Below are 13,755 nucleotides of genomic sequence, written 5' to 3' on the forward strand. Positions count from 1 at the left end.
AGGGAGTTTTACGCGGGGGCGTCGGCGCACAGTTATGAGCAGTTGGCGATTGCTCGTGGGTTGCCTGCTGATGAGGCGTCTTCGTGGATGAAGCGTTTCAATGATGCGCAGGTGGCGGGTGATCGTGACGCCTTGAGGGCGTTGCGGGCTGCGTTCGCTGACCGTGTGCGGGAAGAGCGTGAGCGCTGGATCGCGGAAAATCTCGGTGATATCGGTGCCCGGACTGGTGCGGGCCGTGATTCGGTTGCAGGCTCGGAACAGGCCGATGGCACCGCTGGTGGTGCAGCGGGCAGTGAGCCGGTCAAGGGGACGACGACGCCGGGTGACTCCGAGTCCACTGGGGTCGGCGGCGTCGAGGGTGGCACGTCGCGTACCGCTTCTCAGGACGGTACCCGCTCCGGGGAATCCCAGGTCAGGGCAGATGACCCTGTCCCGCATGGGCAGGAGACGCCGGCGTCGGGGGCGGCCGAGACCCGGGCGGACACTCAGGGGACCGGCGAACCTGCCACCTCCCAGTCCGCGCGCGGAACCGAAGGTTTCCGCATTGTGTCGGGCGCGGTGTGGATCGACGGTGAGTTCGACCCGAGTTCGTCCACTATCTCCGTGGGCGGTCGCGCCCGGGACCTGGACCAATTCATACGGTGGGTCGGCAAGAACACGCCGTACGAGCCGAGCGACCCGCTGCTCCTGAACATTCCCGACGCGGGGGTTCGTGGGCCCGACGGCAGTCCGTCGTTCGCCGAAGCCGCCGCCGAGCGTCTCGGCGGGCGCGTCCTGACCCCTCAGGAGACGTCGTCCGGCACCCGCAGCTGGGTGGAGCACCGGCCACCGGCACCAGCGGAGGACGGCAGGCCGCGCACCTGGCAGCCGCCGGCCGACTCGACCAGCGTGAGCGACGGCTCCGCCGCTGAGGGAACCGGTGCTGTGGCGGATCACGGCAATGGTCCGGCCGCCGACCCGTCCGGCATGGACGGCGCCGGCATCGCTCGCAACCAGGGATCCCGCCCGGGTGACGGTTCGACGTCGTCACGGGTCGCGTCCGGTGGCAAGCGCGTCCGCCGGGCGGACCTGGAGGGCGACGGAGCCCGGGAGGTCCCCGCGTCTCCGGCCGGCGGTCAGGAGGAGACCGAGACCCGCCCCGCGCCAGGCGGAGTGTCCGTTGAGACCCCCCCATCGCCGCACATCGAGGACCTGATCGGGAACGTGACGCTGCACGTCACGGCGGATCTCCGTCCGGCGGTGCTCGAGCTGCCGGGATCCACCGAGGATGGCCGGCGGCTCGACCAGCGGACCGTCGAGCTGCTCGCGGGGATCGACCGGCCTGAGCTCGCGGGGATCGTCTTGCCTCAGACGGTGCTCGTCACAGGGCGGGTACGCGACGGTAAGTTGACGGTCGGTGACGTACCGGTGGACCCGGCCGTACTGGCCGCCTTGATCGCGGCCCGGGCACCCGGATACCAGCCGTTCCTCCTGATGCCGGGGTCGAGGCAGATCGCCGGGCCACTCGCGATCGCGACCGGCGGCCCGGTGCTGATCGCTCCGCACGGCGTGCTCATCGACGTCGATGAGAGAACGATGACCGCCGCAGACAGCGGCAAGGCCCCGGTCGGCCGGCCGAATGAGACGCGCTTCGAGGCCTATGTCCCCGTGAGGCAGGGAGAGGGATCGGACGAGCCGGCGTACGCCGTGCTGCCGACGAATTCTTCGGTGCTGACCGCCCCCGCCGAGGCTCCGTCGACCGCCGCGACGACGAGCGCCGCGACGACGAGCGCCGACGAGGCGCACACGGAGCCGGCCGTGTCGAATGCCGGGACCGCTGAGCCGATGACGGACGGGGGCACGCCGAGAACACCGGTGTCACCGCAGCCGCCGGCACCATCGGCTCCGCAGCCGCCGGCACCACCGGCTCCACCGCAGCCGCCGGCACCACCGGCTCCACCGCAGCCGCAGGCGCAGTCGGCGCCGATCAAGGTCGACCGGAGGGCGCTGTCGGCCATGACGCCCCGGCTCGGGCTGCCGTACATGCGGGAGCTGATTGCGGCGATCCGGCAGGCGGCCGCCGCGCAGGGTGTCACGCTGCCCGACGATCAGGTGCTCACCCTGGTGAAGCGGCTGGTCAGCAACTACGCGTACGCGCTGGGTGACAGCACGAACGATGAGAACACGAGCGGACTGATCGTTCGGCTCGGTAAGGCCGAGGTGCTGATCACCTTCGATCCGACGGATCCGCACACTCTCGACAACCCCGCGGGTGCGATGGACGGGCGGCCCGCCACCCTGCCCGCCCCGGACGGGGAGTTCGTCAGCAACGAGACGATCAACTCCGCGTACGCCACCGGCGCGCACGTCCAGACGACCGGCGGCCAGACGGAGCAGACCCGCGGTGCGGTCGCGGTGATGTTCGGAGTCGGTCTGGGAGTGGGCCCCCTGAACATCGTGCGGGCCGGCGCCTCGCTCAGCGGGACGGCGAACCAGTCGAACCGCAGCATGAGCCATGTCGAGGACGCCGAGGGCGGCCACGTCGAGGACTACCGGGGCGATTCGACGCTGCTTGCGTTCCGCCCCAACATCTCGTTCAAGCTGCGCACCGAGCGCAAGGGTGAGACGACGCCGAGCTGGAAGCAGATCAAGCCGGTCCGGATCGAGGATCCGGGTACGCAGGAGCTCCTGCTGTGGGCGCCCGAGCCGTACACGAAGGAACCCTCGGCCGATCCCGTCACCGCGACCGGAGAGGGCGTCGACACCCGACGGTTTCCGCGGCATTTCTACGCCTCGGGGCTCACGAACCTGCCGGCTCTGTTCGACGAGATCCTCGACACGCTGGCCTCACAGGGTCTGCACCTGAAGATCGGCAGCGTCACGCGCGACGAGTTGCTGCAGAAGCTGGACAACCTGAACACCCACCTGGACAAGGCGGTCGACGACAAGAGGGGGTACCGCTTCACGCTGCATGACAAGCACGGTGATCCCCTCGCCATGGTGCAGCTGCACGCCGTGCGGCTGATGGAGGGCACCGAGCGGGTGGGAGCCACCAGCGACAAGGTGCACGTGGAGGTCCCCCGAACCGGCATCGACGGGACCAGCGGCAGTCACACCGTCTCGCACTCGAGCACGCTCACGCCGCTCAACTTCGAAGCCGGCTTCGCTCCGCCGAAGCTTCCGGGGCTGGGGGTCACAGGCGGCTTCTCCGCCGGTTACACCTCCAGCAACTCCGACTCGGTGTCGGCGGGCAAGACGGGCCTGTGGGTGATGGTGCCGCGCTATACGGGCCACACCGCCGCGTACGCCATGGAGTTCGCGCTGCAGGCGAAGGTGATGGTCCGTGATCCCGACCCGACGACGAACCCTCGGACGACGACGAATCCGGTGCGGAGCCGTGGGCTGGTGCGGTTGCCCGAGCCCGAGGCGTTCAAGCACGGGCTCCCGGTCGACCGCGACGCGCTGAAGCCGGAACTTCGTCCCACCGGCGGCACCGTTCCGTACGCCCCGGACGCGCTCACCACCGGTCCCCGCGGCAAGGACGCGAAGGACGCGAAGGACGCGGAGACCGGGAAGGACGCGAAGACCGGCGAGGCGGAGCAGCGTGTCGAGCTGCCGGAGTACCTGTTCGAGGGGAAGGGGATCGGGTTCGGCACCGTCAGGCCCGATGAGCAGACCATCGACACGATCAAGGAGATGATCGCGTCGGCGCTGCGGCCGATGGGGTTCCTGCCGGAGGACGATGAGGACCCGTTCGCCGGCGAACACTGGTACACCCACGGCAACAAGATCATCAGTCGGCTGGACAACGAAGAACTCCTGGACAAGATGGTCTCGCTGTGGGGCTTCTCCTCCCACTACGACTCGATGCTCCAGGACGGCATGAGGTTCACGCTCAAGGAGCGCCGGGGCACCACGGGCGTCGACCTGGACGTCGACTCCGTCGAGGTGGAGATCAAGGCGACGCAGCGAAAGGACACGCCGCCGAAGTACCTGCGGACCACGCCCGAGTGGCACCTCGTCAACCTGCCGATGGGCATGGACACCGCCGGGATGTCCACGAGCCACTCCCGCAAGGCCGCCGTCGGCGCAAAGCTCAGAATCCTGTACCACTTCCTCCAGGGCGCGGGGGGCGGCCTCGAGGCGCAGCGGAGCATCGGCGCCACCGACGCGGTGACCTTCATCAACAACCAGCCCGACCTGCTCGAACATCCGGGTGACGCGCTCGAGGTCTTGCTGACCAACGACTACCGGGTCACTCTGCGCTTCCCCGGCAAGACCAGTGATCTGACCCTTCCCCCGCTGGAGGGGCAGAAGGCGATCGCGCACCTCATGCCGATCGACCTGGCCGAGCAGCCGGCACCGGACCAGATGTCGGTGCCCGAGCTGATGAACGCCGAGAAGTGGACGCCGGCCGAGGTCCTTGAGCAGGGCGTCGTCTTCCACGCGGACACCACCGGCCTCACCGAAGCCGCGGCCTCCATGCTGGGGGACCTGGTCGGACCGGCGGGAGCGGCGAACCAGAACGTGAACGCGTTCGCCGGGCTGACCAATGTGCGAGCCCATCTGAAAGAGATCTTCAACAAGGAGTACACGACCGACCAGCTGGTCGACCCCGGGCTCTTCCGCGATGCGTTCGCGGCGCTGGACATCGCCGGCGACCTGGGCCCGTCCACGTTCGTCGGCGCCACGTCCGACAACTTCGTGCTCGGCATCATCAAGCTGCTGCTGGAGGAGAGCAAGCGCAGCGCCAACAGCGCGTACGGGCTGAGCTGGCAGCAGCTGAACGCCGCCTTCGGCGGCAACGCCGGCGACGTGGTCGCGCTCACCGGCGCGGGCGAAATCAACAAGCGCTGGCAGTGGAATCAGTCGCAGGTCGACTCGCGGGTCGGCGGCAAGGAGTACATCCAGGTCGCCGTCAAGCGGGCGTTCGTGTACCGGGCACCCGCGCACTTCACGGTGGCCGGCCGACTGGAGAAGCACGCGAAACTGCTGCCCTCCTCGCACACGGAGCACGCGCCGCGGGAGGTGAACGACCGCACGCTGCTGTACGTCCTGACCGAGCCCGAGGCGCTGAAGTGGTACGCGGACGGGTCGCTGCCGGTATCGGACGCCGAGCTCACCAAGTCGCTGACCCGCTGGCGCGACGGTGACCTGCGGCTGACCGGTGACGTCGTGGCCGGGATCCTCACCCGGTGGCACACCGACCTGATGGCGCGGCCCAACCCCGGAGTGGCGGAGCCGGAACTCGTCACCGAGCTGGCCCGTGACCTGGCACGGATGCACGGCAAGGGCGGCCTGCGGGTGATGAACCCCGCCACCCGGGAGAGGTTCGGCACGGCATTCGACCTGCCGCTGGCCGATCCGCCCGTCACCGGCCGGCAGATCAAGATGCCGCAGGACCTGGTCGAGTACGCGGCGGGCACACGGACGCTGTCGAACGCGCGGCTGGCTGAGGCGATGACCGCGTGGCAGGCCGGTGACCTGGAGCTGACCGGCGACGTCGCGGCCGGAATCCTGCACCGATGGAAGACCGGGGTGCCCGTCCTGCCGGACGATCTGCCGGACGACCGCGCGGCCATGGCCACGACCCTGGCCGGTCGGCACACCCAGGAGATCTCCCCGGTCCGGGACGAGGCGGTCCGGGAGGCCTTCAACGCGGCCTTCGGCAAGAAGCTGCCCGAACCGCCGCTCCCCTTCGAGGAGCTCCGGCTGCCGGAGTACCTGACGGGCAAGAGCCCGTTCACCGGCCATAGCGGCCTGCGCACGTGGCGGCACCGGGACGGCAGGTCGACGTACCAGTTCGTCAAGGCGCAGGTCGATGAGGTCGCGCCGGGCCTGCTGTCGGCCGGTGCGGAGGTCTGGGACCGCGAGGGCCGGGTCATCGGCCGCCTGCAGGGCGGCGTGGACGCCCTGCAGGCTCTGCTGGCGAAACGCCGTGACCAGACCATGATCGATGAGCTCCTTGGCGAGGAGGGACTGTCCCTCTACCTGGTCCACCCGAACGGGTGGCTGCTGGCGGACGTCGTCGAGGTCAACCTGCGCCTCGCTCTGGGCAAGCCGGAAGTACGGGACTTCGCGCCGGGTGAGAACAACGAGGTCTACTCGCACGGCTATCAGGGCGCGGCCACGTCGACCTCGCGTGACGTCTCCCAGGGCGCGACCTTCCCCCAGTTCTCCGCGGGCGGCCCGCAGAGCGCCAGCGGGGGCGGGTCCGGTGCGGCGAAGAGCTCCGTGGGCAACCACCGAGGGGTCACCCGCACCGAGAACAGCGTCGTCGAACAGACGCAGTACGGGTTCGACCACTACGTCCTCGGCTTCGACACCGAGCTGACGGCGGAGGTACGGCGGCTCGGCATGCCCCACCGTCCGCTGAACAACCTGCTGAACAAGGCGTTCGACGGCTGGACCCACCACAGCGCCACCAAGACCGCCACGATCGACGGCACGCTGGAGATCCAGTTGCCGCGCGCGCTCGCCGAGTCGGGCTCGACGGACACCGCGCACCCGCGGCCGAACTTCACGCCGCTGCCCAAGCTGCCGGAGGACGCCGTCATCACCGGCGTGGTCTTCGACGACACGGTGCGGATCGGCCGTGACCTCCTGGCGCGGATATTCCCCCCCGGCTGGTTCAGCAAGCTGCTCGGCGAACGGCCCGGGGACCCGGATCTGCGGTCCAGCCTGTCCATGCCGACGCTGCTGTCGCGGATGCACCTGGCCGGCCACCTGCGGGACGCGACCGGCGGGGACACCTACAAACTGGGCGACAACATCTTCCGGCCCGGCTCCGACCGCAAACGGGCGACGCTGTCGCTCAAGGGCGACCTCAGCGCGCTGGAGGTGCTCGCCCCCCTCAAGAAGGGCGCCGGCGTCGGCCGGTACACCAAGCACCAGAGCGGCACCACGGTCAGCGCGAGCACCGATCACGCGCGCGGCGTGATGGACGTCGCGGGGAGCGCCCACGGCCCGATAGGCGACCACACGCCCGCCCACTCGTGGAATCCCGGCACCAGCCACGGCCGTACCACGTCGTTCACCGACGCCTCGGCCGGTACCGAGAACTTCCGCCGCGAGCAGCACCCCAAGGAGAAGGGCCCGCTTTACCTGGTCCGGATGCGCTTCCGCGGCCGTCTGATCGCCGACCTGTTCCACCACCACCTGTTCGGTTCTCCCAAGCCGAAGGGCCGGTTCTACAGCGACCCGATCACCGGCTACGTCTACGCGGAGCTGTACCAGGCCGAGGTCAACGAGATCCAAGCCAAGATCGCCGAGGACAACGCCAAGACTCCGCCGGAGCCGGAGTCCTGGCCCGCGATGGACGAGGCGCCGAGCTTCGACCTGGCACCGCTCCTGGCCCGAGCGGCGCAGGAGGGGAGCGCGGCCCAGCAGGCGTTCCAGGACGTCGCGAAGTACATCCGGCGGCAGGTCGGCGGCTACCGGCCGGTGGTGCTGACCGCCGACGAGAGGGCCATCGCCCTGCAGGCATACCAGGCCGTGCTCGACTGGGGGCTGGGCAGCATGCGGGCCGACCTCGAGGCGGCACGCGAGGCCGACCCGGCCGTCGAGGAACCGGACGCGCTCCGGCGGTCCGAGGCGCTGCCGCGGATCCCCGATGGCCCGGCCGAGACCATCCGCGCGGCCATGAACGACATCATCAACGCCGTCAACGAGGTGCACGCCCTCCGGCCGGACAACCCGGCCGGCGCGCCCGTGGCGCTGCCCCCCCTGGTGGCGATCTCGCAGCTCGACCTCGCCGACCTGGGCCGCGACGTCGCGCACACGCTGGGAGCGCACCTACGGGTGGACGTCACCCGCTCCGACGGGACCGTACGGCAGACCTGGAGCTCGCCCGGCGGCAGAACCTCCTTCTACGACCCGGCCACGGCGCGCTGGGAGCCGGGCGCGAGCGGCGGCGGCCTGTGGGTCTTCGACAAGGCCGCTTCCAAGCACCGTGTGTTCACCTCGGCCATGGCCGAACAGCAGGGGCTGCTGTCACCGGAGCTGCGCGCCGAGCTGGACCGCCACGGCCTCGGCTACCAGGAGCTGGGACGCCTCTACCTGAGCGCGCAGGCCCGGCAGCAGACGTTCGAACAGGCCGTACGCGCCGAACTCGGCGACCGAGCGCGCCGCGCGGCCGAACAGCCCCCCGCACTGCCGACGCCACCGCCCGCGCGGGCCGATGGTGAGCAGCCGGAGACCGGGACGTCGTCGGACGCGCACGTCCAACCGGCGGACGCACAGGTCCAACCGGCGGACGCGGGGGCCTCGGGGACGCAGCCGGCGTCCGGCGGCACGGGCGACACCACATCGTCCGTCCCGGCCGTACCGCCCGTGAGCATGCCGAGCGTGAGCGCCGCTCCTCCGATGTCCGGGGACGTCCGCCACCAGACGAGCGGCGAGGACGCGGCCGCCACGTCCGCCACCGGATCGACCGAGCGCACCGGTGACGCGGACGACGCACGACCGCCGGCCGGACGCGCGCCCGCGTCCGACGGGGCCGCCACGGGCGGTACCGAGACGACCGGCAGCCCCGTGTCCGATGCGCGCTTCGCGGCCACGGTGGCGAAACGGATCGTCGAGGTGCCGTCCAGTGTCGAGCGACCCGCGGCAAGCCGGCGGGTTTCTCAGCAGGCCGTGACGCGGGCGCTCGCCTACAACCGGCCTCTCGCCGAACGGGTCGGCGCGAAGGCAGTGGCGGTGGTCATCCCCCGAGGCGTCGCTCTCACGTCTCTGCCCCGCTTCCGCCACCTCGAGGGAACGAACACCGAGGACGGCAGACCGTGGGCCGAGGTCCGCGGGTTCCACGGTGACGGGGTCGTCGCGATCGCGGAGGAGAACCTCCTCGGCGAGACGGAGCCGGGGGGCGTCACATACAGCAGCGGATACTCGTCCGCGTTGCATGAGTTCGCGCACCTCTTCTACGGATTCCTCGATCCCGCGGACCGTGAAATCATCGAGCGGCACTTCGCGGAGAAGACCCAGGCCGGAACGGCCGCGCAGTGGCCGGACGGCCCGCTCACCAACCCGGAACGGCCCGGCAGCAGGAACTACTCCGCGCTGAACGTGCGGGAGTACTGGGCCCAGCTGACCAACGTCTACCTGGGAACGAACACCGGCCTGGACGATTCCACCGGTCTTCCGCGCCACAACACGTTGCAGTGGCTCATCGACCACGAAGGGCCGATGCTCGACCTCCTCGGGCGGATCTACGGCCCGCCGGGAGGCATCGAGGACGCCAACCCCGTCAGCCAGACCCTCGCGGAGGAGTCGCTCTACGAGGGCTACCGGATGTTCATGACGAACGTCCGAGCCCTCGATCCGGAGGCCCGCACAGAGGCGACCGGGGACGACCGGCGACTCACCGAGACCGACCCGCCGGTCGGCGGCGACGCCGAGCGGACGCCGGCCCCTTCGCACACCGATGCCTCAGTGGTCGAAGGCCACTTCGACCCCGTAACACGAACGATCTCGATCGCCGAGAATCCCCATCAGCGTGACTCGGCCGCGTACCCGCACGACGTGGAGCAGACCGCGCGATGGATCACCCGCCACTACACCTTGACGAAGGGGCCGGTCTGGGTGGTGCCGACCCGGAAGGTCCCGGGGCCGGTGACCTCCGGGCCGGGAACGCCCGAACCGGCGGGCGGGCCCTCCTTCGCCGATGAACTCGCGGCGCGTCTCGGCGTTACCGTCGTGGTGGTCGACCCGTTCACCGGAGCGCGAACCGAGCACCGGCCCGCAGCCGGAGCCACCGCGCCGGGCGGCGCCGGGACGAGCCTGCGCGGCATCGAAACCCCCGGCGCGACCGGCTATGGCGCGAGCGAGGCGAAGCCGGCCACCCAGGCCGATGCCGCGCCGCCCGTCGGAGGAGTACCTGAATCGGCCATTGACCTCGCCCCGGAAGGTTTCGCGGCCCCGAAACCCGCCAGAGACATCAATCCCGGGAAGCCCACTGCTTCGATCTCGCGCGTCTGGAAGCGCGCGAAGAAGAGTTTCCAAAACGTGGGGTCGGCGCTGAAACCGGGGTCGAGCTCGCGACCGGAGCCGATCCCGGCGGCGCTGAAACCGGGGGCTCCGCCGACGAAGGCGGCCGAGTTCCTGGCGAAGCTGTCACCGGCCGGTCGAGCCGGGACGCTGGCGTTCCTGCCTGCGGAGACACGGGAGGCCTGGGCCGGTAACGCGAAGTTCGTGGCTGAACTGCGTCGGCTGCTGCCCGACCGCGATAAGCCGGGGCACTTCGTGGCCGTGGTGACGCAGCTGATGCTCATAGTGCCTGCGGAGGTCGAGCAGCCCGCGGCCGCCCGGCGGGCCGGCCATGTGATGTTCACCCGTATGTTCCTTCATCGCCCGGACGCTGCGCAGAAGCTGATCACCAAGGGCGGCCGGGTAGTGATCATCCCGCGTGGCGCAGAGCTCACGTCGTTGCCCGGCTTCACCCATTTCGCCGGTAAGAAGCATGGCGACGGTAGGACCTACGACACCATGCGGGCATTGACAAGCGGCAAGTTCGCGGCCGTAAGTGAGGAGAACCTGCTCGGCTTGTTGGGCCTGATCAAGGGCTCCCGGACCACGGGCTACACCACTTTCGTTCACGAGGTGGCGCACCTCGTTCAGGGATTGGTTCTCGGCCCGGACGCCAATAAGAAGATTCGTCAGCAGTTCGATCACCTGAAGTCGCGCGGCAGTACGGTGCAGTGGCCGGACGGGCTGCCGACCAATCCGGACAGGTCCGGCAGCAGCAACTACTCGACGGTTGATGATCAGGAGCTTTGGGCCGAGGCGACGAACGCCTGGTTCGGGGTGAATGCCGGCATCGATTTGTCAACCCGCCTGCCAAAAAACAACACGAGCGAGTGGGTCGAGCGGCACATGCCGGAGATGGCAGACCTGCTCCGGGACACCTACGGGCCGGGCGACCGCTTCGGGGAGCCGGTTCCCGTCCTGGAGGAGATCTACGGACCGGAGGGGCAGGCTCTCGAGGTCAACCCGCTCCGGCAGAACTACGCGCTAGACGAGCTCTACCGGGGCTTCCGCCGGTTCTCGGCTCTGTCGACCAAGAAACCAAAGCGTTTTCCGACGTCCTCGGATATTCCGCGTTTTCCGACGTCCTCGGATGTTCCGATCGTCGTGGGGGAATTCCGTCGCGCACCACGCATTCGACGCCGTGGTCAAAACTCTGCGACCGGGACCATATTCTTCAACGGTTATCCCCGTGATCCTAAGGAGACGGCCCTTTGGATCACGCGCAATTACCAGCCCGACGAGACGGACGGCTGGAGCGCACGCAGCCGTACCGCCACGGAGCCCCGAGAGGTGCTGGTGGTGGCCCCCGGCGCCGAGGTCGCCGGCCCGGACGGCGAGGACTCCTTCGCCACCGAACTCGCGGACCACGCCGGCCGTACGGTCAAAACGGTGGACCCGGAGACCGGCGCGCAGACCTCGCATCGCCCCTTCTTCGCGTATGCGCCGAAGACCGGACTCGACGTCCTGGCAGGCCGCCAGACCTCCGGCGGCGAGGCTCGCCCACCGGTCGTGACCGCCGAGACCCTGACCGAGGTCCTCGACCGCGGAATCCCGGACCTGTTCGGGTCGAACCCCCCGGCGGGGGTCACCTCGGCTCAACAGCTCTACGACTGGTACGAAGCGCTCCTCGATCTGCATGTCCACCTGGACGGCGTCGGCGACGTCCGGGTCCCGCACGACCATCGCGAGGACGGTCACCTGCGGGCGCACCTGGCCACGCTGTACCTGCTGCGGTTGGGGGCGCCGGTAGGCAAGATCGCGGTCACCGGGTCCTTCCCCAACGGCGCTCAGATGCTGGGTCCGAACTACCGGGAGAAGAGCTGGTCCTACGCCGCGCCCGCCGTCCGGACCTCCTCGGGATGGATGATCCTGGACCTGTCGCTCAGGGCCGGTCTGCAGACGCCGGGTCAGTGGCTCGACAGCCTCGGGGTACACGGCGTTGACCAGGATCTGTTCTTCACCGGTGCCCTGAAGGACGTCCAGGCCGCACTGCGGAGCGAGTACGAGAGGGCTCCGGAGGGCTGGAAGGAGATCGGGGACGGGCTCGTGAGCCCGCTGGGACGTGTGGCGGCGGTGATCACGGAGCCGCATCTCCTAGGGCACCCGATGGACGCACGGGCGCGCACGCTGCGCGAGACCGACGCGTTCGTGCGCGGCAGGCTCCTTGATCACGTTCTGGCGGCGCGGGAGTCCGACTACGTCCAGCACGCCCGGCGACTGCTGGAGAGCCTGCGGGACGCCGGCCGGTGGGGGATCGGGGCGGAGCGCATCCTCAGGGGCGCGTTGCCGGGGGCCAGCCCGCTGCGCGGCACGTTGTCGCGTTACCCGGACCTGGATCCGCTGCTCCGGCAGGTGCTCCGCGGTCGCCATGCCGAGGTGACGACGGCCCTGTTCCCGGAAGAACAAGGTGGCCGGCAACGCTCGGTGAAGGAGGCGGCCGCCGCGCTGGCCCGCACTTCGGTGTACGCGGGCCGCCTGTCCCCCACCGCGGCTGGGAGTCATTCGTCGCACTTGCGGGACAGCTGGCCGCAGTGGACGAGCGCTCCGCACGCGGAGCCCGAAGTCTCCGCCTCGCCGGGCACCTCGGTGCCGGCTCCTCACCCGGCCGGGCCGCAGGTCGGGGGCGTGCCGGGGCTTGACTCGCACGACGAGCAGGTCCTGTGGGCGGAGGTGCGCGCCGAGCTCGCGGAGCTGAAGGTGGGGCTCGGCGCGGAGGAGGAGGCCGAGCTTCAGAGTCGGTTGCCCGAGCTGCATCGGCAGCTGAATCCGCAGGGGAAGCGCACGCTGCGGCAGATCGGTGAGAGCATCGCGCAGATTTACGGGACCGGGCGGGTGGCCGGTGGGGAGACGTTTGAGGAGATCTTCCGGCTCGGGCGGCCGGTGGTCCTGCCTGGTGGTGCGCCAGATGGTGGGTCATCCTCAGTGCAGGTTTCAGGGGATTCCGTTGTTGTGGAGAGTTCTGCCGGTTCGTCAGCGGTGTCCGCGGCGGCCACGGCGTCCTCTTCGGCGGCCTCGGAGGTCTTCAAGCGGGTTGGTCGCCGGGGTGTCGTTTTCGGGGGTGTGGACTTCTTCCTGCAGCCGATGGCCGGGTTCGATGAGGCGTTGGTGGAGTCGTTGCGTGCTGCGGGAGTGGAGGGTGCGCCTGGCACTGTGAATGCCTTGAATGGGTTTGTGGCCGAGAGGGCGACGGCGGCAGATGTGCCGGCTGAGTTGTCGTCGGTGGCGAATTTCAAGGACCTGTTGGCGGATGGGGCTCGTGGCGGCTGGGTCGATCACGGGAAGGCGATGGTGGTCGGGTGGAATCTGGTGCCGGTCACCGTGGTGGGTGTGGATGGTGTGGTCCGCCGATATGGGCCTGATTCGCCGGGGGGCGTGTTGGTGGTCGAGGATGAGGGAGGGAAGTTCCTCGCCGGGGTGCGGTTGCTGAGGGTCGGGGATCTGGAGATCGATCTGGCCGCGGGTGGCGAGGTCCGCAGGAACGGGGAACAGATCTGGCTGTCCCGCCTCGAGCGCAAGATGTTGATGTTCTTCGCCAACAATCACGGTATTCCCGTGTCGAGAGACGAGATCATCCAGGCGGTCTGGGCCGGTCAGGATACCAGGCACTTCTCCGATGTCCTCCGTGCTCTCCGTGACAGAATCAGGGACGTTTCGGGTGAATCTCAGCTGATTATTCCGGTTAACACGGATAAGGGCCTGGTCTGGCGTTTTGGGCCGCGTGAACTGGGTGCGTCGGAGACCGCGGTTAAGTGG

General features: G+C 69.5%; 2 protein-coding genes. One reads left to right on the plus strand and one right to left on the minus strand.

Annotated elements, in window-relative coordinates; genetic code table 11:
* The coding region (locus NE235_RS36850) for a hypothetical protein (protein ID WP_252811523.1) at positions 1 to 438 on the minus strand (438 nt) is incomplete at its 3' end.
* Between the two features lie 165 nt (positions 439 to 603).
* On the opposite strand from NE235_RS36850, the gene NE235_RS36855 reads away from it, so the two are divergent.
* On the plus strand, positions 604 to 13,755 hold a 13,152-nt coding region (locus tag NE235_RS36855), incomplete at its 3' end, for a winged helix-turn-helix domain-containing protein (protein WP_252811525.1).

The sequence above is a fragment of the Actinoallomurus spadix genome, assembly GCF_024055725.1.
GTDB classification, from domain to species: Bacteria; Actinomycetota; Actinomycetes; order Streptosporangiales; family Streptosporangiaceae; genus Actinoallomurus; species Actinoallomurus spadix.